This window comes from Nonomuraea purpurea, assembly GCF_042650645.1.
Taxonomy (GTDB): domain Bacteria; phylum Actinomycetota; class Actinomycetes; order Streptosporangiales; family Streptosporangiaceae; genus Nonomuraea; species Nonomuraea purpurea.
Genome location: NZ_JBHSBI010000008.1, coordinates 93,300 through 116,524 on the forward strand (window position 1 = coordinate 93,300; position 23,225 = coordinate 116,524).

Annotated in this window: 20 protein-coding genes; 13 read left to right on the plus strand and 7 right to left on the minus strand. The window is 69.6% G+C overall.

What is annotated here, in order from left to right:
* Positions 1–106: 106 nt before the first annotated feature.
* The 3 genes from ACFOY2_RS17455 to ACFOY2_RS17465 all read right to left on the minus strand — a co-directional run bounded on the left by ACFOY2_RS17455 (position 107) and on the right by ACFOY2_RS17465 (position 3,191).
* Positions 107–919: a hypothetical protein gene (locus ACFOY2_RS17455; protein WP_379529087.1), complete on the minus strand. Its 813-nt coding sequence runs from the start codon at positions 917–919 to the stop codon at positions 107–109.
* Positions 920–921: 2 nt separating this feature from the next.
* Positions 922–1,689, minus strand: a complete 768-nt coding sequence (locus tag ACFOY2_RS17460; protein WP_379529088.1) for a hypothetical protein — start codon at positions 1,687–1,689, stop codon at positions 922–924.
* 626 nt (positions 1,690–2,315) lie between these two features.
* Complete coding sequence (locus ACFOY2_RS17465) at positions 2,316–3,191, minus strand: SDR family NAD(P)-dependent oxidoreductase (RefSeq protein ID WP_379529089.1); 876 nt, start codon at positions 3,189–3,191, stop codon at positions 2,316–2,318.
* Positions 3,192–3,274: 83 nt separating this feature from the next.
* Between ACFOY2_RS17465 and ACFOY2_RS17470 the strand changes: the two genes are divergently transcribed.
* Entirely contained in the window at positions 3,275–3,874 is a 600-nt protein-coding gene (locus tag ACFOY2_RS17470) for a TetR/AcrR family transcriptional regulator (protein WP_379529090.1), read from the plus strand.
* A 119-nt stretch (positions 3,875–3,993) separates the two neighbouring features.
* Here ACFOY2_RS17470 and ACFOY2_RS17475 read toward each other — a convergent pair whose 3' ends face one another.
* Positions 3,994–4,347 carry an ArsR/SmtB family transcription factor gene (locus ACFOY2_RS17475; RefSeq protein ID WP_379529091.1) on the minus strand — a complete coding sequence of 118 codons (354 nt, stop codon included), beginning with the start codon at positions 4,345–4,347 and terminating at the stop codon, positions 3,994–3,996.
* 155 nt (positions 4,348–4,502) lie between these two features.
* Here ACFOY2_RS17475 and ACFOY2_RS17480 point away from each other — a divergent pair, with 155 nt between their 5' ends.
* The 5 genes from ACFOY2_RS17480 to ACFOY2_RS17500 all read left to right on the plus strand — a co-directional run bounded on the left by ACFOY2_RS17480 (position 4,503) and on the right by ACFOY2_RS17500 (position 9,947).
* The gene (locus ACFOY2_RS17480) at positions 4,503–6,713 is read left to right on the plus strand and encodes an HAD-IC family P-type ATPase (RefSeq protein WP_379529322.1); all 2,211 of its coding nucleotides are present in this window, start codon (positions 4,503–4,505) and stop codon (positions 6,711–6,713) included.
* Positions 6,710–7,321, plus strand: coding sequence for a SigE family RNA polymerase sigma factor (locus ACFOY2_RS17485; protein ID WP_379529092.1), 612 nt, complete (start codon positions 6,710–6,712; stop codon positions 7,319–7,321). The genes ACFOY2_RS17480 and ACFOY2_RS17485 overlap by 4 nt, the downstream gene beginning before the upstream one ends.
* The gene (locus ACFOY2_RS17490) at positions 7,318–8,364 is read left to right on the plus strand and encodes a hypothetical protein (protein WP_379529093.1); all 1,047 of its coding nucleotides are present in this window, start codon (positions 7,318–7,320) and stop codon (positions 8,362–8,364) included. Before ACFOY2_RS17485 ends, ACFOY2_RS17490 begins: the two co-directional genes overlap by 4 nt.
* Before the next feature lie 90 nt (positions 8,365–8,454).
* Entirely contained in the window at positions 8,455–9,276 is an 822-nt protein-coding gene (locus ACFOY2_RS17495; protein WP_379529094.1) for a hypothetical protein, read from the plus strand.
* Positions 9,273–9,947, plus strand: coding sequence for a hypothetical protein (locus tag ACFOY2_RS17500; protein WP_379529095.1), 675 nt, complete (start codon positions 9,273–9,275; stop codon positions 9,945–9,947). The genes ACFOY2_RS17495 and ACFOY2_RS17500 overlap by 4 nt, the downstream gene beginning before the upstream one ends.
* Positions 9,948–10,103: 156 nt before the next feature.
* On the opposite strand, the gene ACFOY2_RS17505 is transcribed toward ACFOY2_RS17500, so the two are convergent.
* Both ACFOY2_RS17505 and ACFOY2_RS17510 read right to left on the minus strand, forming a co-directional pair.
* Complete coding sequence (locus tag ACFOY2_RS17505) at positions 10,104–10,925, minus strand: neutral zinc metallopeptidase (protein WP_379529096.1); 822 nt, start codon at positions 10,923–10,925, stop codon at positions 10,104–10,106.
* A gap of 367 nt (positions 10,926–11,292) precedes the next feature.
* On the minus strand, positions 11,293–12,231 hold the full coding sequence (locus ACFOY2_RS17510; protein ID WP_379529097.1) for a TIGR01777 family oxidoreductase: 939 nt from the start codon (positions 12,229–12,231) through the stop codon (positions 11,293–11,295).
* A gap of 180 nt (positions 12,232–12,411) precedes the next feature.
* On the opposite strand from ACFOY2_RS17510, the gene ACFOY2_RS17515 reads away from it, so the two are divergent.
* On the plus strand, positions 12,412–13,527 hold the full coding sequence (locus tag ACFOY2_RS17515; RefSeq protein ID WP_379529098.1) for a PP2C family protein-serine/threonine phosphatase: 1,116 nt from the start codon (positions 12,412–12,414) through the stop codon (positions 13,525–13,527).
* On the opposite strand, the gene ACFOY2_RS17520 is transcribed toward ACFOY2_RS17515, so the two are convergent.
* The gene (locus tag ACFOY2_RS17520) at positions 13,503–15,791 is read right to left on the minus strand and encodes a polysaccharide lyase 8 family protein (RefSeq protein WP_379529099.1); all 2,289 of its coding nucleotides are present in this window, start codon (positions 15,789–15,791) and stop codon (positions 13,503–13,505) included. The genes ACFOY2_RS17515 and ACFOY2_RS17520 overlap by 25 nt on opposite strands.
* A 248-nt stretch (positions 15,792–16,039) precedes the next feature.
* Between ACFOY2_RS17520 and ACFOY2_RS17525 the strand changes: the two genes are divergently transcribed.
* From ACFOY2_RS17525 to ACFOY2_RS17550, 6 genes are all read left to right on the plus strand, one after another.
* Positions 16,040–17,578, plus strand: a complete 1,539-nt coding sequence (locus ACFOY2_RS17525) for an ABC transporter substrate-binding protein (protein ID WP_379529100.1) — start codon at positions 16,040–16,042, stop codon at positions 17,576–17,578.
* Positions 17,578–18,537 (plus strand): ABC transporter permease, encoded by a 960-nt coding sequence (locus ACFOY2_RS17530; protein ID WP_379529101.1) that lies wholly within the window; start codon positions 17,578–17,580, stop codon positions 18,535–18,537. Before ACFOY2_RS17525 ends, ACFOY2_RS17530 begins: the two co-directional genes overlap by 1 nt.
* Complete coding sequence (gene opp4C / locus ACFOY2_RS17535; protein ID WP_379529102.1) at positions 18,534–19,412, plus strand: oligopeptide ABC transporter permease; 879 nt, start codon at positions 18,534–18,536, stop codon at positions 19,410–19,412. Before ACFOY2_RS17530 ends, opp4C begins: the two co-directional genes overlap by 4 nt.
* Positions 19,409–20,389 (plus strand): ABC transporter ATP-binding protein, encoded by a 981-nt coding sequence (locus ACFOY2_RS17540; RefSeq protein WP_379529103.1) that lies wholly within the window; start codon positions 19,409–19,411, stop codon positions 20,387–20,389. Before opp4C ends, ACFOY2_RS17540 begins: the two co-directional genes overlap by 4 nt.
* Positions 20,386–21,375: an ABC transporter ATP-binding protein gene (locus ACFOY2_RS17545; protein ID WP_379529104.1), complete on the plus strand. Its 990-nt coding sequence runs from the start codon at positions 20,386–20,388 to the stop codon at positions 21,373–21,375. The genes ACFOY2_RS17540 and ACFOY2_RS17545 overlap by 4 nt, the downstream gene beginning before the upstream one ends.
* 217 nt (positions 21,376–21,592) lie before the next feature.
* On the plus strand, positions 21,593–23,218 hold the full coding sequence (locus ACFOY2_RS17550) for an ABC-F family ATP-binding cassette domain-containing protein (RefSeq protein ID WP_379529105.1): 1,626 nt from the start codon (positions 21,593–21,595) through the stop codon (positions 23,216–23,218).
* The last annotated feature ends 7 nt before the right edge of the window (positions 23,219–23,225 follow it).

The following is a 23,225-nucleotide window of genomic DNA, read 5'->3' on the forward strand; positions in this document are numbered from 1 at the left end:
GCGGGCGTGCTGACCGCAATTCGGGGTCGTGAAAGCAGATACGGGGATTCTGCAGGGCGTCGACGTACTGGCCGCCGCTCGGGAAGCGTGTGACAGCGGTCATCCGTCACCACACGGTCACGTGGATCAGGGTGGAATCGTCGTTGCGCATCCGCCCGCCCGTTCGTTCCTCGTCTACGAGGTCGGCGAAGGTCGGGCCGTCGGCGGTGTCCAGGTCTTCGAGGGTCTCCCACGGGCGGTTCTGGCATTCGGCCTGACCGAGAAACCAAGCGGCGACCGCGTCGGTGCAGATGTAGAGGTCGTCCTTCTGCCGCAGGATGCCCACGTGTGTCTTCATCCGGTCGGCGATGAGATCACGGTCGTGGCTCTTGCTGTTGAGCAGAGCCGGATTGCTGGTGAACTCAGCGGAATCAGTCATGGGGAACGATGTGAGGAGCCGGTTGTCGCGGACATGGAAGAGGGCGCAGTCGCCTATTCCGGCGGCCACCCATGTCGCCAGTGAGCTGCCGTCTTCTTGTTGCATGACCGACAAGCCCGCGACCAGGAGGGTCGCAAAAGCACCGCGATCCATCTTGGGCTGCTCGTACCACTGGATCGGGCGCCCCGCTGCCTCTCTCTCCGCGACGTATTCGCCGATGGAGAGTTTCCATTGCTCCGCAGCACCAACAGCGTGGTTGGCGAATGCGTCGCGGGTGCCGAGCACGTCTGGAATGGCCGCAGTGAAATGCCGCACCAACAGCCGCGCCCACCGTCCGGCGAGAATGCTCTCCGACGCGCCGTCGGAAATGGCGATTCCGAGCCCGTCCGCGGCGACGTCCTCCAGTCTGCGCATGTCGGGGGTGGTCGCGAAGGCGTCCTCGTACTCCTCCTCCGAGCCGCCGCCCTTGTGCAGGTAGTGGGAGGAGACGTTGGCTCGCATCGTCACCGCAGATCGGACGCGCGCGTGCCGATGTCGAGGAACTGCACCACGGAGGTGATGTCGGCGTTGTAGACGAAGCCTCGCGTGCCGTCGCTGACGGAGAAGCCCTCCTGCGCGGCGTACGAGCGCATGTGCGAGGGAAGCGGGCTGGACATTCCGAACAGCGTACGGGCGTAGGCATCGGGCAGGCCCGAGTCGGAGTCCGGGAAGGTCACCGGCGAGCCGCCCGCGTCCGACACATGCAGATTGAACAGCAGCACGGGGCCGTCGGCGCTGGCCAGGGACTGGATGGCGGCAGCAGGGACCGTCGGGTCGCCGTCGTTGGCCTCGCCGTCGGTGAGGTTGAGGACTATGGGCGGGAAGCACGCGGGGTGCTCCGAGAGCCATTTGTCCACCAGACGGTGCGCGTACTCGATGGCCTGCCGCATCGGCGTGCCGCCGTTGTTCACCGGATCCATCCAGACGGGGAAGGTGACCGTGGTCTCGACCAGTCCGCCCGCCCCGTCGGGGACCTTCTTCGAGCGCTGCTCCACGCGCGCAGGATTCTCCGCGATCTGGCTCAGCGGTACGAGGTCGCGGCCGGCCAGCGTCCCGCCATAGGCCGAGCCGACGCTGTTGTGGCCGTAACCCACGACGGCGACGTGAAAGTAGTCGCGAACGCCCTCTTCTTTGGCGCATTTTACGGAAAGCTCGGTGAGCAACCGATTGATCGCGTCGGACACCACGGATGCCTTGCTTCTGGGTGTCTCCCTGCCGATGGGATCGCTCATAGACGCCGATTGATCGACGAGGAAGACGAAACAGGTCGGATTCGACCGGCTGATCTCCGCCGAGTAAGGCATGGGCAATCGCCCTTTCTCGCGACCATTTGTATGAGCTTTGCGATCCTAGGTGTTGGAACGTTACATGTCCATGACGCAAAACAAGCCATACGGGCATATCGTGTACCGGTTTGATAAAGCCCGCTCAGGCCGCTTGTCCCCGGATTTGGTCAGGAGGCCGAGTGCGCTGGGCCGGACCGTAAAGGTGTTGCTGGGAGCCGGGACGTCATGTCAGATCCTGGCAGAGGGGCTCTTGGCGGCTGTGATGTTTCACGTCTGGCCCGGCGAAGGACATGCTCGAAGTTGAAGGTCGCCGAGGACGACCGGTACGAACCACTGACCGCGGCGCTGGTCGACACCCGGGGACTGCTCGCAGAAGTGGCCCGTCACGGCCTTCGCGGTGACCCGGACCGACGACTCTGACGAGGCGGTCGAGCAGGCTGGATCGACGCTTACCTGCGCCCGGAGGTTGCCCTGGACCTGAACTGACCGACCTGGCCCGCTTGCCGGTTCCTGACGACGCCGACCAGGTGATGGGAGGGCTCGCGGGCAGGAGATGCCGGCTGACGCCCCCATCAAAGTTCTGGAGGGAGTCCCACGAGGCGGGCGCTTTCGGTCCAGAGCTGATCGCATCGGTCGATGTCGGTGGTGTGCGGTGCCGTGGGCACCTGCTTGCGGCGCACGAAGAAGCGGCCCGTGACGTCGCGGACCTCGGGTGAGGTGGCCAGCCAAACCGGTGTGTCGGCGCCGGTGCCGGGGCCCGGCGTGACCTGGTTGAGGGCGGCGCCGAAAAGTCGGAGCGCGCCGCGGTTGTCCCGGCCGAGTCCGGTTCCCTTGATGATGCCTGGATGCGCGCCGTTCACCGTGATGCGCGTGCTGCCGAGCCGGCGGGCGAGGGCGTAGACGAACATCGTGTTCATGTTCTTGGTGCGGGCGTAGGCGGTGAACGGCCGGAAACTGGGCAGTGGCCCCAGCCCTCGGCCGGTTCGGCAGTTCAGGTCTGCGAGGTCGACCGGCACCCGGGCGAGTCCTCGCGGGGAGGCGCCCACGACGACGAAGCGCGCGGGGCGGGAGCCGATGGGGCCGATCAGTGAGCGCAGCAGGAGGTAGGGAGCGAGGTGGTTGGTGGCCAGGGTGCGCTGGATCCCTTCGGGGGTGATGTCGCCGACGTCGGCGATGACGGCCGCGTTGCTGACCACGATGTCGGGTGCGGGGTCGCGGGCGAGCCGCCCGGTCAGGTCCCGGACGTCGGCGAGCAGGGACAGATCAGCGCGTTCAAGGCGTAGGTCGGCGTCCGGGACGGTGGTGAGCACCCGTTCTCGCGCGTCGTCGAGCCGTGGGCCGCTGCGTCCGACCATGACAACGGTCATTCCGGACGCGGCGAGTGAACGTGTGATCGCTTCCCCGATGCCGCCGGTCGCTCCGGTGACGACCGCTCGTTGCTGGTGCATCTTCACGCTTCCGATCGAGCTGGGTTGACGTCGTCAACCTAGCTCTCATAGTTGACAACGTCAACCGCGGCTATGATGGGCCGATGCCTCCGGACACCCGTGACCAACTGGTCGAGATGGCGGCACGCCTGCTGGACGAGGGCGGCGTGGAGGCTGTGACACTGCGTGAGGTCGGCCGTCTGGTCGGTGTGTCCCACAACGCCCCGTACAAGCATTTCGCCAGCAAAGAGGCGTTGCTCGCCGCGATCGCCGCACGAGAGCTGGTGCGCCAGCGTACGGCGCTCGCGCAGGCGATCGGGCGGGGCCGCTCCGCTGAAGCGGTCCTGCGCATGGCGCTGCGCCGCTACGTCGCCTGGGCGCAGGATCATCCGGCCCGGTTCAAGTTGACGTTCGGCACCTGGTCGATCGATTCAGAGGGCTTGCGTCTGGCCGCGCACGAGGCGCAGGCCATGCTGGTCGACATCGTCGCCGCCACCCAGGAAGCCGGCGCCCTGCCCCCAGGCGACCCTGTACGTCTGGCGTCGCTGCTGCGCGCGCTGGCGCACGGGGCAGCCGACCTCGCTTCGGCCGGACATCTCGCATCCGACGGCAAGGGCCACGCAAGCCCCGACGATCTCGTTGACGACCTGCTTCACTACCTGCGAGACGCCGTGACGTCCCGGCGCGGCCACTCATCGGCGTGACAGGTACCTCGTCAACGGCTGGCGACGAACGCCGTTCTGGGCCCACCTGACATGGGGCGCCGTCTGGAGTGCGACACCGTCCCGGCCGTTCAGGGCGACAGCTCCGGGTACGGAACCGCTCAAAGTCCCGAGGCGAGGGTGGGTGTCTGGTCGCCGCGGTCGATGTGGTCGGCGTGGTAGAGCCCCTGGGTGAGCAGGCGGCGCACGTGTTCGTCGGCGGCGGTGTAGTAGACGAAGGTGCCCTCGCGGCGGCCCTTGACCAGTCCGGCCAGGCGGAGTTTGGCCAGGTGCTGGCTGACCGCGGTGGGGGCGGCGTCGGCCAGCTCGGCCAGGCAGGCCACTGACGACTCGCCCTGGAGCAACGCCCACAAGATCTTGATGCGGGTGGGGTCGGAGAGTAGCCGGAACGACTCGGCGGCCAGGTGCACCTGTTCCTCGTTCGGCATGTCGAAGTCGGGCAGCGAGGTGTGCATGACGTCAGCATACCTCTAACCTCACTACTTGCGTATCTTCGTGAGTACGCATATACGATGGTTCGGTGACGACTGAACTGACACGCCCTCCCGCCGCCGCAGTTGCCGCGCCCTCCCGTGTGGGCCGGTGGTGGCGGACCGGCGCCGGATCGCTGATGGAGGTGCGCTGGGCGGCCGCGGCCACCACGCTGTTCGCCGCCGGCGGCCTCGTCCATCTGGCCGGGGCACCGTCCTGGTTGTGGTGGACCCTCTATCTGGCCTGCTACGCCGCCGGCGGTTGGGAGCCCGGCCTGGCTGGGCTGAAGGCGCTGCGCGAGCGGACGCTGGACGTCGATCTACTCATGGTGGTCGCGGCGATCGGCGCCGCGGCGATCGGGCAGGTCTTCGACGGCGCGCTGCTGATCGTCATCTTCGCCACCTCAGGCGCGCTGGAGGCGGTGGCCACCAAGCGCACAGAAGACTCGGTTCGTGGCCTGCTCGACCTGGCACCCGAGCAGGCCACCCGTGTCGGCGAGGCCGGCGATGAGGAGGTTGTCCCGGTCGCCGGCCTTCGGGTCGGCGACGTCATCGTGGTACGGCCCGGGGAACGCATCGGCGCGGACGGTCAGGTGGTGGCCGGGGCCAGCGACGTCGACCAGGCCTCCATCACCGGCGAGAGCCTGCCCGTGGACAAGGAAGCGGGCGATGAGGTGTTCGCCGGCACCCTGAACGGCACCGGCGCCCTGCGCGTGCGCGTCACCCGCCCGGCCTCGGAGACGGTGATCGCCCGGATCGTGGCCATGGTGGAACAGGCCGGCGCCACCAAGGCGCGCACCCAGTTGTTCATCGAGAAGGTCGAGCAGCGCTACTCGATCGTCATGGTCGCCGCCACCATCGCCCTGTTCGCGCTGCCGCTGGCCTTCGGCGCGGGAGTCCAAGACAGTCTGCTGCGGGCGATGACGTTCATGATCGTGGCCTCGCCGTGCGCGGTGGTACTGGCCACCATGCCGCCGCTGCTGGCCGCCATCGCCACCGCGGGCCGTAACGGCGTGCTGGTCAAATCCGCCGTGGTGATGGAACACCTGGCCGACGTCACGGCCGTGGCCTTCGACAAGACCGGCACCCTGACCGAAGGCCGCCCGCACCTGTCCGACCTGCGCCCTCTGCCCGGCTTGCGGCCCCTACCTGACTTGCACTCCCCGGCCGATCTGCGGCCCCTGCCTGATCTGCGGCCTCTGCTCGGCCCGCGGCCTCTGCCCGGCCCGGCAGACGGCCTGGCAGACGGCCTGCCGGTGGACCCGGCGGCCCACACTGCGGCTGCGGCGCAGGAACTGCTGGCGCTGGCCGCCGCGGCCGAGCAGGGCTCTGAGCATCCGCTGGGCCGGGCCATCGTGGACGCCGCCCGCGAGCAGGGCTTGCTTCTGCCTGCGGCAACGGAATTCGCCGCCGTGCCCGGACGCGGCGTGCGCGCCCGCGTCGACGGGCACCTGGTCGAGATCGGCAGCCCCGCCCACCTGTTGGACGACGTCCCGGGCGGCGGTGTCGAGAGCGACCGTTTGGACGACGTCCCGGGTGGTGGTGCCGTGAGCGACCGTTTGGTGGACGACGTCCGGGGCGGTGGTGTCGAGAGCGACCGTTTGGTGGACGACGTCCCGGGTGGTGGTGTCGAGAGCGCCCGCCTGATGGGCGACGTCCGGGGCGGTGGCGCTGAGCACGTCCGCGATGTGGTGGCCGAGTTCGAGCACGGGGGGCACACCGCTGTGGTGATGCTGCTGGACGGCCGCCCCGCTGCGGTGCTCGGTCTGGCCGACCGCGTGCGCGCCGGCGCGGCCGAGGCCGTGACCGGCCTGACCGCCCTGACCGGGACCACCCCGGTGCTGCTGACCGGCGACAACCCCCGGGCGGCGAACCGGCTGGCCACCCAGGCCGGCATCACCGACGTGCGTGCGGGCCTGCTGCCTGAGGACAAGGTCGCCGCGGTGCGCGAACTGCAACGGGACGGGACGCGGGTGGCTCTGGTCGGCGACGGGATCAACGACGCTCCCGCCCTGGTCACCGCGCACGCCGGAATCGCGATGGGCCGCGCCGGTGCCGATCTGGCCCTGGACACTGCCGATGCGGTCATCACCCGCGACGAGTTGGCCACCATCCCGGCCGTCATCGCCCTAGCCAGGCGCGCCCGCCGTCTGGTGGTCGCCAACCTCGTCATCGCCGGCACCTTCATCGCCGTGCTGGTGGCCTGGGACCTGTTCGGCGACCTGCCCCTGCCGCTCGGCGTGGCCGGACACGAAGGCTCCACCGTCATCGTCGGCCTCAACGGGCTGCGCCTGCTGCGCAACGCCGCCTGGCGCCGCGCCACCACCACGACCTCAAGCAGGCAGACATGACCACCACGGAGGAGGCGGAACCGGTCAGTGAGGTGGGCGCCGCCGGCGACTGGCCGAACAGTAACCGCCGCTACCCGGAGATTTCCTGCGATCGAAAGTTCTTGCAACGAGGACGCCGGCCTGTGCGTCCCTGGAAGGTGGAGTTCGAGGAGTTCGTCCGCGCCAGGAGCCATGCGTTGCTGCGCTACGGCCTGGTGCTGACCGGCAGCGCCGATGATGCGGCCGATCTGGTCCAGGAGGCGCTGCTCAAGCTGAACTCCTCGTGGCGGCGTGTACGTAACAAGGACGACCCCGAGGGCTACGTGAGAACGATCATGGCCCGGCAGCATGTGAGCTGGTGGCGCAGGCGGCGGCGGGAGCATCTCACCTCTGAGGTTCCCTCGCCGGTGCATCAAGACGAATACGAGCTCGGCGAGATCTGGCAGCGCCTGCGGGCCTTGCCGGCCAGACAGCGCGCGGTGCTGGTACTGCGCTACTACGAGGATCTCGCCGATGAGGAGATCGCGGCGAGGCTCGGCATCTCGCAGGCGACTGTTCGCAGCCAGGCCTCGCGCGCGCTGGCCACACTCCGCGTCCGCGCGGATGCACTCCAGGGGAGGTGGAGATGACATCTGAGGAAAAGCTGGCCCAGGCGTTGCGCACCATCGCCGATCGGGCCGAGAACCAGGATGTGCTGCCCGGCGTGATGGCGAAGCGGCGACGCCGGGCGCGCAGGAGGGTTCGAGGGACGCTCGCGGTGGTCTGCGCGGCGACCTTGGGATGGGGCATGCTGGTCGCCTGGCCCGCACCGCCTACTGTCGTGGACACCGCGGGGCCGGGAGGAAACGCGGTCGAGCGGGTGTGGCCACAGGCCGTGTTCACCATGCTCGGGCGCTCCAGGCCGCTGGCGGCGATCAGCGCCACAGAGGTGCTGGTCTGGGCCGAGCGGGGAACGCTCGAGGTCTACGACGCCGCCTCCAAGCGTTCACGAACCCTCGCCGCCCTGCCGCAGGCTCCGCGGTATCTGGCCGTCGACCGTGAGCGGGTGCTCTGGCTTGCCGACGGGCATGCCTGGGTCGCCCCCTTGCGGGCCGGTGGGCAGGCGAGGAAGGTCGGCCCGATCGCAGGAGAGAACGTCGATCGCATCGCGCTCGCCGGGCAGGACCTCGTCTGGTCGGCACCGTTGGATGGCGTCTGGCGGATGAGGATCGACGGCGGAGCCCCCGAACGGGTGGCCAAGTCCAAGGGGCTGCAGCTCGTGGAGTGGCCGTGGGCGACCGACGAGCCTGTCGATGTTCGCGCGAATCCGACGCGAGTCGTCAACCTGCAGACGGGGCGCACCATCAAGATCAGCCCCGCGTCAGGGGTTGAGGGCCTGCGCTGTGGGGCGACCTGGTGCACCGGGAAACGTGGGGAGGATTCCGTCGTGCAGCGCAGCGACGGTAGCTGGAACCAGGTCCGCCAAGGGTTGCGCGGCTACCCGTACCGGGATCGGTTTTTCACCGGTTCCGGAGAAATCTACGACGCCCGCACGGAGACGACCGTGACCTTCGAGGGAGCCAAGCTCGGGACGTCAGGTGGCAGGCAGTGGTCGGCAGGCAGCGGCGTCATTTTCTGGACGCAGGGCGGCGGAGTACGCGTGGTGAACCTGGCAGCCATTCCTCAGCCATAGAACGTGTCGAGCGAATTGCTGCGCCCAAGCGTGACTGGCTGAACGCATAATTGGGGTGGACGCCCCGATCCCCCGTCCCGGGAGACGCGAATGGCCAAGAACAAGCGGGTTCGCACGAAGAAGCGAGAGGAACCCACGCCGGAGGAACCCGAGCCGAAACCATTATGGGAACGGCTGCTGTCGGGGCCGCGCTTCGTCGTGGTGACGGTCCTTACCGTGGCCATCGGGGCGGCGGTGCCGAAGGTCATCGACATGACGGCCAACAGCGTCCTTCCTGAGGTCCACGCGATTGCGATGGAGGACGACCAGGTCACCAAGGACTGGTCGAAGTCGTCTCCTGACGTGATCGCCCCCGACATGGTCGCCGGGCTGGTTCGCGGCGAGCAGATGTTCGGGAACCCCAAGGTGGCGGCACGCCTGGTCAAGACAGGCATGCAGGGGGTCAGGCTGGTCATCGAGGGGTCCAGGAACGAGGCCGTGAGGATCATCGGGATGCGGGCTCGGGTGCACAGGACCGGGCCGGTCGTGGCGGGGACGTATTTCAAGTTCGGTCCGCAGGGGGAAGAGGACAGCGTGCAGGTGGGCTTCGATCTGAGATCGCCACAGCCGCTCGCTCGGGACGTACTCGACAAGGCCGACGTGCACCTCGGCGGTTTCTATTTCGGTGGGCGGAGCGTAGTGCTCAAGAAGGGCGAATCCAAGGTTTACGACGTGACCGCAATCGCCGGACCTTTCACCTACGAGTGGGACATTCAGATAGATCTGGCCGCCCAGGGACGGACCTGGTCCATTTACCGGCCTGAGCGACCTCTGGTCGTGTCCGGAAAGGCCACGAAATATGCGGCCGCCTATGAATTAGACCTCGCGGGCGACCTTAACCGCTGGGTCCCGCTCAAGGGGACCGGCCTGTGAAGGGCGGCGTCCGGCTGGGCATCCTCGCGATCGCGGGCGTCGCTGCCTTCGCGCTCTCCTGGTTCCTGCCCCCGGAGGATCCTCCCGAGCCGGCACGCACCGACATTCATTCCAAGACCGAGTTGCTGCGGCTGCTGCCCGGGTTGGGTGATGTCCCCGAATTGGAGAATCTCTCGACCAACAGCTTCATCCAAGGTGTGGTCGTCGCCTCCTTGTCGCCGAACTGCCTGCCCCGACTGACGCAGAGCACCGTGGACATCGCGCCGCCCTTCATCATGGCGCGTTACGACTTGGTCGGCGGCCCCAGCGTGGCGGTGGAGTTCGGCCGAATCGGTCCCGACTCTGCGGACAAGGCACGTTACCTGCTTCGATCGGCGAAACAGCGGTGCTCGGAAGAGGGGGCCGCCTACGAGGTCGACCCCAAGGGCACCTGGACGTTCCAACAGGTGACGCAGCCCCGGATCGGCGAGGTCTCCGTCGCCTTCACCGGTGACTACGCGCCGCCGTCCGACACGGCCAGGGACAGTGAGGCGCGCATCGTGTGTGCGATCTCCAAGGAATGGGCGATCACCTTCATCACCGACGAGGCATCGGGCAAGACACTGGACACGCTCATGCCCCGCATCCTCGCCGGCCTGGACGCGAACGTGGGATCCGCGTTCACAGGCTGAGGTGATCAGCACATGTGCAAACGTTCGTGCGCTGTGACGGCGAGGGGCGCCCGCCGGTGAGCGATGACCACCCAGTGAGCCGGTCCTGAGGTTCGGTTCATAAGGCGGCCGACCCGCGACCGTGCACGTGGTGGACGATCGCGGGTCAAAGGAAGGTCAGAGGGTGCTGCCGGCCGAGGCGGCCCAGGTGTTGCACGCGCCGGGAGTCCCGGCGTTGTAGCCGCGCGTCATCCAGGCGGCCTGCGTCGGGCCCCTGCCGTGGTCGTTCTGCGGCCACTGCTTGGCGCCGTTCTTCCTGAACCAGTCCACCGTGTACGTCCAGTCGGAGCTGTTGAACTTGCCCCGCATGGTGCTCATGAACACCGAGGACAGGCACTCGGCCTGCAGCTCGGACCTGCGCGAGAGCTGCAGCTGCGTGGACTTGCTCGCCCGGGCCCTGGCGGCCCAGTAGTAGTTCCAGATGCCGGAGACCTGCTGGACGTGGTGCCCGTACTCGTGGGCGACCAGCCGGGTGATGCCCAGCGCGAACGGCTGCCTGAGCTGCGTCTTCGTGATCAGCATGTACATCGTGCGGTCGCCCGAGCAGTAGACGGCGTCGGCGCCGGTGTTCCACCTGCCGCAGGGCGTCCTGACCTTGCTGGTGACGATGCGCATGCGCGGGGTGGAGAAGCGCATCCCGGCCTTGCGGAACTGGGAGCTCCATGCCTTGTTGAGGCAGTTCATCACGCGGGTCAGGAATTTGCGATACGCGGCGGTGCTTCCGCGCGGCAGGCTCCCCGGGGTGCAGTTCACGTTGGTCAGGCGTCCGGTCTTGTAGATCCGGTTCGCCGTCGCCGCCGACTTGGGCGCGGCCTGCTGGCTCGCGCCGGCGGCCTGGGGAGAGAGCTGCTGGTTCGTGCTGAGCGGCTTCGCCGAGGCCGAGGCCGTGTCGGCCAGGGCGAGCACTGAACCGGTTGAAGCCAGGGCAAGCGTGAGCATGGTTGCTGAGAGTTTACGATTGAGCACAGAGTTCATAGGACACCAAAGAGTAGGGCAAGATCTGCCATTGTGGGTGGATTTGGCTCGATACAGTCAGTGAGGTGTCTGTGAACAAAGTGCGCGACGATGCGCCCGGCGCGGGTGAGAACGCCGGGCACCGGAGGTGGGGGCGGGGGAGCGGGGCGCGCTTTTCATGATCGGCGCAAAGCCTGTCTGACCTGCACTGATGTGGACGGCCAGGTCTTGCGCGCCCGGGTGCCCACGAGGCTCGCCGATCGTTCGCGGGAGTCTTCACCCGATGTTCATCCGTGATCCGAAACGGCTCCGGGTCACGATGAGGTAAAGGGCGGCCCGTCGGCGAGCCGGATTAGCCGCGTACCCGTCGCACGAGGTCGTCGACGGCCTCCGGCCACTGCGGGTAATCGAAGGAGAAGCCCGCTTCGAGCAGACGGCCGGGGACGACGCGGCGGCTTTTCAACAGGAGTTCGGTGTCGGAACGCAGCGCGAACGCGCCGAGCTCGACCATCCACTTCGTCGCGGGCAGGCCCACAGGAACACCCCACGCCGCGCGCAGCACGCGCATGAACGCGCCTTGCGGCACAGGCGCGGGAGCGGCGAGGTTCACGGGCCCGGCGAGGTCGTCCCGGCCGATCAGGAACTCGACGGCGCGGACGAAGTCACGGTCGTGGATCCAGGACATGTACTGCGCGCCGCCGGCGATCGGGCCGCCGAGGCCGAGGCGGGCGAGCCGCAGCAGGACGTCGAAGACACCGCCGCGATCGGGACTCATCACCATGGCGGCGCGCATGCCGACCTTGCGCGTGTGCGGGGTTCGCGCTTGTTCCTGCGCCCGCTCCCACGCTTTCGCGATCTCGACGCTGTAGGCCCAGTAGCCCGGCACGCCGGGTTCGGCGCCGCCGAGCATGCCGGTCGCCTCGTCGTTGGGGGCGTCGAAGCGGTGGGCGTAGAGCGTGGCGGTGCTCATCTGCAACCAGATCCGGGGAGGCCGTACGGCGGCCGCGATCGCCTCACCCACCACCCGGGTGGAGCGCACCCGCGAATCCATCATGGCCCGCAGGTTGTCCGGCGTGTATCGGCAGTTGACGCTGCGTCCGGCCAGGTTGATCACGGCGTCGCTGCCGTCGATCTCCTTCGCCCATGGGCCCAGGGACTCGGCGTCCCAGGGGGCGTCGCGGTCGTGCACCGGTCGTCTGGTCAGGATGACGACGTCATGGCCCGCGGCGGTCAGCGCGCGATTGAGGATGGTGCCTAACTGTCCGGTTCCCCCGGGTATCACGATCTTCATTGGGACAAGCGTAACGTGGTGGCTGAACACGTTCAAAACAACCACGCAGCAGCCCATGCACCGGGTGTCGCCTCGACAAGCGATTCAACGTTGATTAGAAAGGATCACAGCCAGGAGCTGGGGACTTACACGTGGCCTTCCACCGGCTACAGATCGATCGGATGTGGGATCGGGGCGCGGATGAACCCACTCTCCACGCGGGCGCCCCGGTACGTCTCCTTCCTGCCGGCCGCCCTGATCGTCATCGGCGCCGTCTTCAACCTGTTGTCCCCGTCCTACTACTGGGGTGACTACCTGCTGGGCGCCGCGGTGGTGATGGCAGGGACGCTGCTGTCGCCGCGGCACACGATCGCGGTCGCGGCGGCCACCGTCCTGGTCCAGCTGGCGTTGCTGATCAAGGACGGTTACTTCGGTCATCTCGTCGGCACGCTCTCGTTGGCCAGCGCCGTGTTCACCGCGCTCGTGGGCCTCGGGGTGAACCGCGTGATCGCCGGCCATGGCCGCCGGCTGGAAGTGGTGCGTTCCGTCGCCGAGACCGCTCAGCGTGCCGTGCTGCCCGCACCGCCGGCACGTGTCGGCCCGCTGGCCATCGCCGCGGTCTACAAGACGGCGCAGATCGAGGCGTTGATCGGCGGAGACGCCTACGCCGTCCAGGACACGCCGTACGGCACCAGGCTGCTGATCGCGGACGTGCGGGGCAAGGGCCTGGGCGCGGTCGGCACGGTGGCCGTGCTGCTGGGCGCGTTCAGGGAGGCGGCGGACCAGGCGGCCGATCTCGTGGCGCTGGCCGAGCGCATGGAGCGCGCACTGGTCAAGGAGGCATCCTCACGCGAGGAGAGCGTCCGGATGGAGGGGTTCGTCACGGCGGTGCTCGGCGAGATCACACCGGGCGCGGACGGTGTGCGGCTGCTGAACTGCGGCCACCCCTCGCCGTATCTCCTTGAGGGGGACACCGTGTCCTGCCTGGATCCGGGCGAGCCGAGTCTTCCCCTGGGCATGAGCGGCCTGGGCGTGCCGAGGGCGGGCCCCCGGCACTGGCCGTTCCCTGGCGGGGCCACGCTCCTGCTCGTCACCGATGGGGTGACGGAGGCCAGGGGCCGGGGCGGGGCTTTCTACGATCCGGTGAGCCGGCTCGCAGGGCTGGGCCCGTTCCTGCAGCCGGAGGAGGCGGTCGAGGTCCTGGCGCGGGATGTCGAGCGCTGGACCGGCGGTCCGCGCGACGATGACATGGCGATTCTGGCGATCACCCGGCGCGGCCCGGCCTCGGAGGCTCAGAGGCGCACCACCGCGGTGTGAGCGTGACCTCGGCTGCCGCCGACTTCCACCTTGACCGCTTTCTTGGCCTTGCGCACGCTGCGGTCGCCTGATTCAACCGATTTCACCGGCCAGGGCAGCGTGATCTTCACCTTGTCGGCGGTCCTGGACGGGTCGGACACCGCGAGCCGTACCTGCTTGTGGTCGCGGCGGATCAGCAGCGTGCACGGGCCGTCGGCGGCGAGCGGCCCGTCCGCGGTCTCGACGGTCCCCGCGCGCCAGAAGACGGCGGCGAGCACGTTGTCGCGGGAAATGGCCTGCACCGTTCTGGAGTTGGCGAGGACCTTGATCCGCTTGCCGTAAGCCGAGGTCTGCGCGACGGAGGCGTCGGGCAGGACGGCATAGGCATAGCGCGCCCTGCGCGGGTCGACGCCGTGGTTGATGAGGATCGTCGTGTAGTGCCTGGTGACGCGGGTCTTGTCACCTCCGGTGGTGGCGCCCTTGTCGATGTCCCGCCAGCGGCCTGTGCGCTTCTTACGGATCACCTTCGTGTCGGCGTCGTCGAGCAGCGCGTAGCCTGCCACACCGGACAGGTGGAACCAGCCGTCGCCCCGGGTCAGCGGCGGATGCGCGGCGTGGGTGTTGCGGTTCTCCACGATGGTCTCGATGCGGCGGCCGTCGGAGGCGGTGATGCCGGTGCCGAGGGCGATCACCGCGTCGTCGAGAAGGAACCACGCCTTCTTGGCCCGCAGCGAGGAGCCGTCGGCGATCAGCTTCATGGCCGCCACGCCGTACCCGTCGAGTGCCACACCGCCCGCCCACGGGGTGGGCGGCAGGCGGCGCTTGCCGTGCGGGAGATCGGTGCGTCTGCGGGTGTCGACCGTCGTGCCCGGCAGCCGGTAGGGGTCGATCGTCGGCCACAGGTCGTCGTTCCAGTGGGTGAGGTCACCGGTGTAGAGGTAGGTCATGCCGTCGCCGGTGTACCAGCCGTGCAGGTTCTCCCGGTTCATGGCCTCGGCCGCGCCGATGCGCTCCGAGCTCATCGCGATCGCGTAGGCCCAGGTGGGACGGCGGTGCACGACCCGGTCCATGTCGGCGTAGACGTACGTGCCCGTCATGCGCGGGCCGACCGGCACCGACGGGTCCTCCAGCAGGGCCCTGGCCCCCGCGATGCTCGCCAGAGGCGCGAGCGTGTCGTAGGGGATGGCCTGGTTGCGGGTGAGCCAGCCCTTCACCAGCGGTCGCCAGCGCTGGGCGTACTGCTCGGGCGCCGCCTCCAGCAGGGTGAGGATGGCCTCGACCGTCTTCTGCCCCGAGTGGTAGTCGCGGTGGCCCTGCACCGAGATCTGCCGGCCGCGTACGCAGTCCATCATCAGCCCGTCGAAGATGAACGGCGTGAACGAGCGGTCCACGATGTCGTAGACGTTCCCGATCCCGGAGATCTCCCACGGCGACCTCGCGAGCACGGCGATCAGCTTGGCCACGCCCTCCAGGTAGTCCACACCGTAGCTGCCGGTGTAGGCGTACACGTCGTGCTGGATGAAGGAGCCGTCACGGTAGAAGCCGTCGCCGGGGCCCTTGGTCGGCCGCAGCAGGTCGGAGACCGCGTCCCTGGCCCGCGTGATCAGGCGCGCGTCGTGGGTGAGCACTCCGCGCATCGCCACCGCCATGGCCTTGCCGGCCCGGTTGGCGCCGGTCTCGACGACGCCGGGGTGGCTGACGCGGCGCTCCGGGTCGGGACACCAGCGGCGTAACGGGCGCAGCCAGCGCTCGAGCCGGTCCTTGGGCAGGCCGTCGTGCAGCAGGGCGCAGGTGTCGGTCAGCGCGCGGGGGACGCCGATCTCCCACCAGAACCAGTTGCTGCCCCGCGGGTCGAGCCTCTCGTGGTAGGCGTGCTCGTACAGGAAGTCCAGCGCCCTGACCGCGGTCTCGGCGACCTGCCAGTCGCGGTGCATGGCGGTGCCCGGTGTGGCCCAGCCGAGCGCCAGTGTGCGCATGCGGTTGTAGGCGCGGTTGAAGTTGCCCGTCCGGGGGTCCTCAAGGGGCAGGTCGGGCCACAGGCTCGGGCGGCCGGGGGAGGGGTTCAGTTTGCGCAGCACCGCGTTGGCCGAACCCTCGATCGCCTGGGTCTTGTCGGTGTAGGCGGGGTTGTACGACCCGCCGGCCAGCAGGCTCACCCATCGCTCGCGCGCGGCGTCGAACGCGGCGGTGCCGACTGCCTCGGCCGGTCTGTTGTCCCACAGGGCGAGGCCGGCCACGGCCGCGGCGCCCAGCAGGGCGGACCGCCGACTGAGGGGGTGGGTCATGAAGGCCTTTCCGACAATCGGGCAAATCTCAGCTTAAGGATCATATGTCGGTGCGCGGGTGGGTTATTTCGACTCTGTCCGGAGGGCGGACGCGGGGCTTGCGCTGGACTGTCATCACTGAGAGTATCGCTATCGTCACTTATCGTGTGCGCAGCCTTCTGGAGGCTCCCGTGCCCGGTCCCCCAGTGCTTCCAGCCGATCACCTCCCTGCCGGCCTCGATACGCCCAGTCGGTCCCGGGGAGGCCCCATGAACCGCCTGTCGGGCGCGCTGGCCGTCGTCGTCATCCTGCTTGCCGCCGGCTGCTCCGACCCGATCAACCAGACATCCCCGCAGAACGTGGTCAACCTCCACCTGTACCAGAAGCCGAAACGGTTCTCCCCGCTGGATCCGCCCACCGGCCCCGACCAGCAGGTCATGACGTTGATCTTCGACAACCTGCTGGCCGTCGACGATTCCTACGCCTACGCGCCGCGCCTGGCCGAGCGCTGGGAGGTGGACGAGGACCTGATCACCTTCCACCTGCGCCAGGGGCTGAAGTGGAGCGACGGCACGCCGTTCACCAGCAAGGACGTGCTGTTCACCTACAGGCTGCTGGCCGATTCCAGGAGCGGCAGCGCGATGGCGGGCAGGCTGGCGGGGGCCGCCTTCGAGGCCCCGGACGACACCACGTTCGTGATCAGGCCGGCCAGGCCGAACGTCGGCTTCCTCAGCCTGATCGCCGGGCCGTTCGCCTTCATCCTGCCCGAGCACGTGCTCGGCGACGAGCCGGTGAACAAGATCGCGGGCAGCGCCTTCTTCAACAACCCGACGGTCGGCATGGGCCCGTACACCTTCGTGAGCTACCAGACCGACCAGTACGTGGAGTTGGTCGCCAACCCGCACTACCGCAAGCCCGTCGCGATCCCCAGGATCTTCCTCAAGCCCATCAGCTCGGACGTGGCGACCGCGCAACTCGGCACCGGCGAGATGGACCTGGTCCAGATCTCTCCCACCGACCTGCGGGCGGTGAAGGCGCTGCGGGGCGTCACCGTCTCGGCCAAGCCGAGCCCCGGCTTCATCAGGGTGGCGGTCGACCAGAGCGACGAACGCTTCGCCGATCCCAGGGTACGGCGCGCGATGCTCCACGCGATCGACCGCCAGGCGCTGGTCGCCAAGCTCCTGGCCGGCAGGGGCCGGGTGCAGAACTCCTCGTTCGTCACCTCCTGGGCGCTGCCCGGCACGCTGGAGGAGTACGCCTACGACCCGGACAAGGCCAGGTCGCTGCTGGCCGAGGCGGGCTGGAAGACCGGCGAGAAGGTGACGCTGTCGTGGATCCCCGGCCAGCGCGACCGCGACGTGGTGGCCACGGTGATGCAGGGCGCGCTGAGCGCGGCGGGCATGACCGTCGAGCTCAAGCAGGTACAGGTGGCCGAACTGCTGGAATCCTTTGAGCGGCGCACGTTCGACCTGGCGCTCTTCGGCGGCGGCATCTACGCCGTGGACCCCTCCAGCAGCGTGCCAAGCGTCAGTTGCGCCACGTTCTACCCCACGGGGGGAAACATCAGTAACTTCTGTGACGAGTCGCTGGACACCCTCACCGCGCAAGCCGATGCCCGCACCGACCCGGACCAGCGCGCCAAGCTCTACCAGCAGGCCGCGCGCAAGGACAACGCCCTGGTCCCGTACCTGTGGTTGTACAACCCCGACACCCTGTGGGCCACCAGTTCGCGGCTGCGCGGCTTCAAACCCAACGGCGACTTCACCACCGGTTTCTGGAACGCCGACGAGTGGACCCTGGCCGGCTGATGCTCGCCCACCTCGTGCGCCGGCTCCTGACCAACGCCGCCGTCTTCCTGCTCATCAGCGTCGGCGTGTTCCTCCTGGTTCGCGCCGCGCCCGGCGACCCGGTCCGGATGATGATCAGCCCCGAGCAACTGGCCTCGGGCGGCCCGGCGTTCGTCGCCGCCAAACGCGCCGAACTCGGCCTGGACCAGCCGGTCCTGGTCACGTACGGCATCTGGCTGCGCGGCACGCTGGGCGGCGACCTCGGCTACTCCTTCGTCAGCGGTCGCCCGGTGGCCGAGATGCTCGGCGAGCGGATGGGGCCCACCGTGCTGCTCATGAGCACCGCCCTGGCGATCGGCTTGGTGCTGGCGGTCGCGGCGGGCACGCTGGCCGCCGTCCGGCGCAACACCGCGATCGACTACGCCACCACCGTCGCCGGCCTCAGCACGATCTCGGTGCCCAGCTTCTTCCTGGGCATCGCCGCGATCTATCTCTTCTCGCTGAAGCTCGGCTGGGCGCCGTCGTCCGGCATGTCCACACCGGGCGACGGCAGTGGTGCCGACATCCTGGCCCACCTGGTGCTGCCCGCGGCCATCCTCGGGTTGTCCATCGCCGGGCCGTTCACCCGGTACGTGCGAGCCGGGCTGCTGACGGAGCTCGGCGCCGACTACGTGCGCACGGCCGAGGCCAAGGGCGCCGGTCCCGGCCGGGTGCTGATCCGGCACGCGCTGCACAACGCGCTGGTCCCGCTCATCACCGTCGTGATGATCTACATCCCGCAGTTGCTGGCCGGGGCGGTCGCCCTGGAACAGGTCTTCGCCTGGCCCGGCATGGGGCAGCTCGCCGTCAGCTCGATCGCCCAGCTCGACTACCCGGTGATGATCGGGTTCGCGATGTTCGTCGCGGTGCTCGTGCTGGTCTGCAACCTCGCCGCCGACCTGCTCTACGCGGTGGCCGACCCGAGGATCAGCCTGTCATGACCACGACCGTCGCACCCACCTCACCGCGCTCGCCGGCCGCGCTGGCCGTCCGGCGCTTCCGGCGCAACCGCATGGCGCTGGCCGGCGCCCTGTTCCTCACCGCCGTCGGCGTGCTGGCGCTGGCCGCGCCGCTGGTGGCCGGGCATGACCCGAACGCGGTGGATCTGGCCGCCTTCCGCGAGCCGCCGTCGGCGGCGCACCTGTTCGGCACCGACTCCGCCGGGCGCGACGTGTTCGCCAGGCTCGTGCACGCAGGCCGGATCTCGCTGCTGGTCGGCCTGCTGTCGTCGCTGGCGGCGGTCGCCCTCGGCACGCTGCTCGGCGCCCTGGCCGGCATGTTCGGCGGACCGGTCGACGCCGTCGTCATGCGCGCCGCCGACGTGGTGCTCTCCTTCCCTTCGCTGGTCGTCATCGTCGTGCTGGCCGGCGTGCTCGGGCCGGGCATCGCGATGCTCGTGCTCGTCTTCGCCGCGTGCGGCTGGCCGACCGCCTGCCGCGTGGTGCGCGGGCTGACGTTGTCGCTGCGCGAGCAGGAGTACGTCCAGGCGGCGCGCGCCTTCGGCGCCGGGCGGCTGGCGGTGATCGGCCGCCACGTGCTGCCCGCCGTCCTGTCGCAGGTCGCGGTGGTCGGCACGGTGCTGGTGGCGCAGCTGATCCTGCTGGAGGCGGTGCTGTCCTTCCTCGGTCTCGGCGTGCAGCCGCCACGGGCGAGCTGGGGCAACATGCTGACCGACGCGCAGAACCTCACCCTCCTGCAGACCATGCCGTGGTTGTGGCTGCCGCCCGGCCTGGCCATCGCGCTGACCGTCCTGGCCGTGAACTTCGTCGGCGACGGCCTGCGCGACGCCGTCGACCCGAAGGGAGCCCGCGGATGACGCCGCTGCTCGTGGTCGACGACCTCGCGGTCGAGTTCCCCACGGAGGACGGCGTGCTGCGCGCCGTCGACGGGGTCAGCCTGGAGGTGGGGCAGGGCGAGATCCTCGGCGTGGTCGGTGAGTCCGGCTCGGGCAAGAGCGTCACCGCGATGTCGGTGCTCGGCCTGGTCAGGCCGCCGGGACGGGTGGTGCGCGGCAGCGTGCGCTTCGACGGCGAGGACCTGCTGGCCCTGCCCGCGCGCCGGCTGCGCCGGATCAGGGGCCGCCGCATCGCGATGATCTTCCAGGACCCGATGACGGCGCTCAACCCGGTCGTCCCGGTCGGCGCCCAGATCGCCGAGGCCATCAGGCTGCACCAGCCGCGCCTGGCCCGCGCCGCCGTGCGGGCCCGCGTGCTGGAGCTGCTGGCCTCCGTCGGCATCGCCGACCCCGCAGACCGGTACGGCCGCCACCCCCACGAATACTCCGGCGGCATGCGCCAGCGCGCGCTGATCGCGATGGCTCTGGCCAACGAGCCCGACCTGCTCATCGCCGACGAACCGACGACCGCGCTGGACGTCACCATCCAGTCGCAGGTGCTCGGCCTGCTCGACACGGCCAGAAGGGAGAGCGGCGCGGCCGCGGTGCTCATCACCCACGACCTGGGCGTGATCGCCGAGCTGGCCGACCGGGTCGCGGTCATGTACGCGGGCCGCGTCGTCGAGCACGGCGACGTGCACCAGGTCTTCACCACGCCCCGCCACCCCTACACGCGTGGCCTGCTGTCCAGCCGGCCCGGCCTGGCGTCGGCGACGGGGGAGCTGGTGCCGATCCCGGGCAGTCCGCCCGACCTGCTGGCGCCGCCGCCCGGCTGCGCCTTCGAGCCGCGCTGCGCGTTGGGCGTCGGCCGCGCCGCCTGCCGGACGAAGCGCCCCGACCCGGTCGCGGCGGCCGGCGGTCACCGGTCAGCCTGCCATTTCCACGGGGAGTCGGCGTGAGCGAACCCGTGCTGGCCGTCGAGGGCCTGACCAAGCACTTCCCGATCCGCAGCGGGGTCCTGCGCAGGCAGACCGGGACGGTCAGGGCCGTGGACGGCGTGGACCTGGCGCTGCACCCCGGCCGCACCCTCGGGTTGGTCGGCGAGTCCGGCTGCGGCAAGACCACGACGGGCCGGCTCGTCGTGCGCCTGGCCGAGCCCACCTCCGGCCGCATCCTGTACGGCGGGCGCGACCTGGCCCCCATGTCGCACGCCGAGCTCCGCCCGCTGCGCGGCGAGATCCAGATCGTCTTCCAGGACCCGTACGCGTCCCTGTCGCCGAGGCTGACCGTGCACGAGATCGTCGCCGAGCCGCTGCGCACCCAGGGTCGCTACCGCGACGGCGGCAGGGAACGGGTCGGCGAGCTGCTGGAGCTGGTGGGCCTGTCGCCCGAGCACGCGGGCCGCTACCCGCACGAGTTCTCCGGCGGCCAGCGCCAGCGCGTCGGCATCGCCAGGGCGCTGGCCCTGAACCCGCGCGTGCTGGTGCTGGACGAGCCCGTCTCGGCGCTGGACGTCTCGATTCAGGCGCAGGTCGTCAACCAGCTCGTCCACCTGCAGCGCGAGCTGGGCCTGGCCTACCTGTTCATCTCGCATGACCTGTCGGTCGTGCGCCATCTGTGCGACAGAGTGGCGATCATGTACCTGGGCCGGATCGTGGAGGAGGGCGAGCGTAGGGAGATCTTCGCACGGCCCGCCCACCCCTACACCAGGGCGCTCATCTCGGCTGTGCCGATCTCGCATCCGTCGCAGCGCGGTGAGAGGAAGCGGATCGTGCTCGCCGGTGACGTGCCCAGCCCGGCCGACCCGCCGTCGGGCTGCCGCTTCCGTACCCGCTGCTGGAAGGCCCAGGAGCGGTGCGCTCTCGAAGAGCCGGCGCTGACCGGCGCGGGACACCGCGTAGCCTGCCATTTCCCCGAGGGGGGCACCACCGCCGACCCCCGCTGATCCGAGCGACTGCTAGGGTGGAAGAGGCTTGAGATCGGATGCTAGGAGACCAGACGTGGCAGGTGACGACGACATCTCCGGGTGATACCGGAGGTTGATCGGCCCCGGCAGGCGCACATGACCGCCGCCGGCGTGGCTCTCGTCGTCGTTCTCCGAACCCCTGTCCCCTTCGCCGGGCGGCTTCGGCACGCCCGCGTTCTCACATGAGGTCTCTCGCATGTCCAACGCGTTCGTCATCTGCTCCAACCTGTCCTTCTCCTGGCCTGATGACACGCCCGTCTTCAGCGACCTGTCCTTCACCGTGGGCGGCGGCCGTACCGGCCTCGTGGCCCCGAACGGCGCGGGCAAGAGCACGCTGCTCAAGCTGATCGCCGGCGAGCACGTGCCCCGTGGCGGCAGCGTGTCCGTCGACGGCGTGCTCGGCTACCTGCCGCAGAGCCTGCCCCTCACCGGCGACCTGACCGTGGCCGAGGTCCTCGGCATCGCCCCGGTGATCGCCGCGCTGGACGCCATCGAGTCGGGCGACGCGGGGGAGGAGCACTTCACCACGATCGGCAACGACTGGGACATCGAGGAGCGCACCCGTGCCCAGCTCGACCGGCTCGGGCTCGGCGACCTCGCGTTCGACCGCACGCTGGCCACGTTGAGCGGCGGCCAGGTCGTCTCGCTCGGCCTGGTCGCGCAGCTCCTCAAGCGGCCCGACGTCCTGCTGCTCGACGAGCCGACGAACAACCTCGACCTTGAGGCGCGCCGCAGGCTCTACGACCTGCTCGGCGACTGGAACGGCTGCCTGCTCGTGGTCAGCCACGACCGGGCCCTGCTCGACCGCATGGAGCGCATCGCCGAACTCGACCGGGGCGAGATCCGCTTCTACGGCGGTGACTTCACCGCCTACGAGGAGGCCGTACGCGCGGAACAGGAGGCCGCGGAACGCAACATGCGCAGCGCCGAGCAGGAGCTCAAGCGCGAGAAGCGGGAGATGCAGCAGGCACGCGAGCGCGCGGAGCGCCGGGCCGGCAACGCCGCCCGCAACCTCAAGAGCGCCGGCCTGCCGCGCATCTTCGCCGGGAACATGAAACGGGGCGCCCAGGAGTCCGCCGGGCGGGCGGGCCAGATGCACGCCGCCCGCGTCGGCGACGCCAAGGCCAGGCTCGACGAGGCCGGGCGCGCCCTGCGCGACGACCAGAAGATCGCGCTGGAGCTGCCGGGCACCAACGTGCCCGCCGGGCGCACGGTCTTCCACGGCGAACGCCTGCAGGCCCGCGGCCTGTTCGCCGAGCCGGGCATCGACCTGACCGTCCGCGGGCCCGAGCGCATCGCGCTGACCGGCCCCAATGGTGCGGGCAAGTCCACTTTGCTGCGCCTGATCAGCGGCGAGCTGGAGCCCGACGGCGGCACGACGAGGCGGGCCGACGGGCGGGTCGCCTACCTGTCGCAGCGGCTCGACCTGCTCGACGTCGCGCGCACCGTGGCCGAGAACCTGGCCGCGTCCGCCCCCGGCATGCCGGAGGCGGAGCGGATGAACCTGCTGGCCCGCTTCCTGTTCCGCGGCGCGCGTGCGCACCTGCCGGTAGGGGTGTTGTCGGGCGGCGAACGGCTGCGCGCCACCTTGGCCTGCGTGTTGTGCGCCGAGCCCGCGCCCCGGCTCCTGCTGCTCGACGAGCCCACCAACAACCTGGACCTGGTCAGCGTGGGGCAGTTGGAGAGCGCGCTCGGCGCGTACGAAGGGGCGTTCGTGGTGGTCAGCCACGACGAACGGTTCCTCGCGGAGATCAAGGTGGGGCGCTGGCTGGAGCTGTCCGGCGGGCGGCTGCTGGAGACCGGAGGGCCCGCCGGTGAGTGACGAGCCG

What these genes read in the sequence shown, in the direction of transcription:
- ACFOY2_RS17455 (WP_379529087.1), bottom strand. Translation starts at nt 919, where the DNA reads ATGCGAGCCAACGTCTCCTCCCACTACCTGCACAAGGGCGGCGGCTCG.
- ACFOY2_RS17460 (WP_379529088.1), bottom strand. Translation starts at nt 1,689, where the DNA reads ATGAGCGATCCCATCGGCAGGGAGACACCCAGAAGCAAGGCATCCGTG.
- ACFOY2_RS17465 (WP_379529089.1), bottom strand. Translation starts at nt 3,191, where the DNA reads ATGCACCAGCAACGAGCGGTCGTCACCGGAGCGACCGGCGGCATCGGG.
- ACFOY2_RS17470 (WP_379529090.1), top strand. Translation starts at nt 3,275, where the DNA reads ATGCCTCCGGACACCCGTGACCAACTGGTCGAGATGGCGGCACGCCTG.
- ACFOY2_RS17475 (WP_379529091.1), bottom strand. Translation starts at nt 4,347, where the DNA reads ATGCACACCTCGCTGCCCGACTTCGACATGCCGAACGAGGAACAGGTG.
- ACFOY2_RS17480 (WP_379529322.1), top strand. Translation starts at nt 4,503, where the DNA reads ATGGAGGTGCGCTGGGCGGCCGCGGCCACCACGCTGTTCGCCGCCGGC.
- ACFOY2_RS17485 (WP_379529092.1), top strand. Translation starts at nt 6,710, where the DNA reads ATGACCACCACGGAGGAGGCGGAACCGGTCAGTGAGGTGGGCGCCGCC.
- ACFOY2_RS17490 (WP_379529093.1), top strand. Translation starts at nt 7,318, where the DNA reads ATGACATCTGAGGAAAAGCTGGCCCAGGCGTTGCGCACCATCGCCGAT.
- ACFOY2_RS17495 (WP_379529094.1), top strand. Translation starts at nt 8,455, where the DNA reads ATGGCCAAGAACAAGCGGGTTCGCACGAAGAAGCGAGAGGAACCCACG.
- ACFOY2_RS17505 (WP_379529096.1), bottom strand. Translation starts at nt 10,925, where the DNA reads ATGCTCACGCTTGCCCTGGCTTCAACCGGTTCAGTGCTCGCCCTGGCC.
- ACFOY2_RS17510 (WP_379529097.1), bottom strand. Translation starts at nt 12,231, where the DNA reads ATGAAGATCGTGATACCCGGGGGAACCGGACAGTTAGGCACCATCCTC.
- ACFOY2_RS17515 (WP_379529098.1), top strand. Translation starts at nt 12,412, where the DNA reads ATGAACCCACTCTCCACGCGGGCGCCCCGGTACGTCTCCTTCCTGCCG.
- ACFOY2_RS17520 (WP_379529099.1), bottom strand. Translation starts at nt 15,791, where the DNA reads ATGACCCACCCCCTCAGTCGGCGGTCCGCCCTGCTGGGCGCCGCGGCC.
- ACFOY2_RS17525 (WP_379529100.1), top strand. Translation starts at nt 16,040, where the DNA reads ATGAACCGCCTGTCGGGCGCGCTGGCCGTCGTCGTCATCCTGCTTGCC.
- ACFOY2_RS17530 (WP_379529101.1), top strand. Translation starts at nt 17,578, where the DNA reads ATGCTCGCCCACCTCGTGCGCCGGCTCCTGACCAACGCCGCCGTCTTC.
- opp4C (WP_379529102.1), top strand. Translation starts at nt 18,534, where the DNA reads ATGACCACGACCGTCGCACCCACCTCACCGCGCTCGCCGGCCGCGCTG.
- ACFOY2_RS17540 (WP_379529103.1), top strand. Translation starts at nt 19,409, where the DNA reads ATGACGCCGCTGCTCGTGGTCGACGACCTCGCGGTCGAGTTCCCCACG.
- ACFOY2_RS17550 (WP_379529105.1), top strand. Translation starts at nt 21,593, where the DNA reads ATGTCCAACGCGTTCGTCATCTGCTCCAACCTGTCCTTCTCCTGGCCT.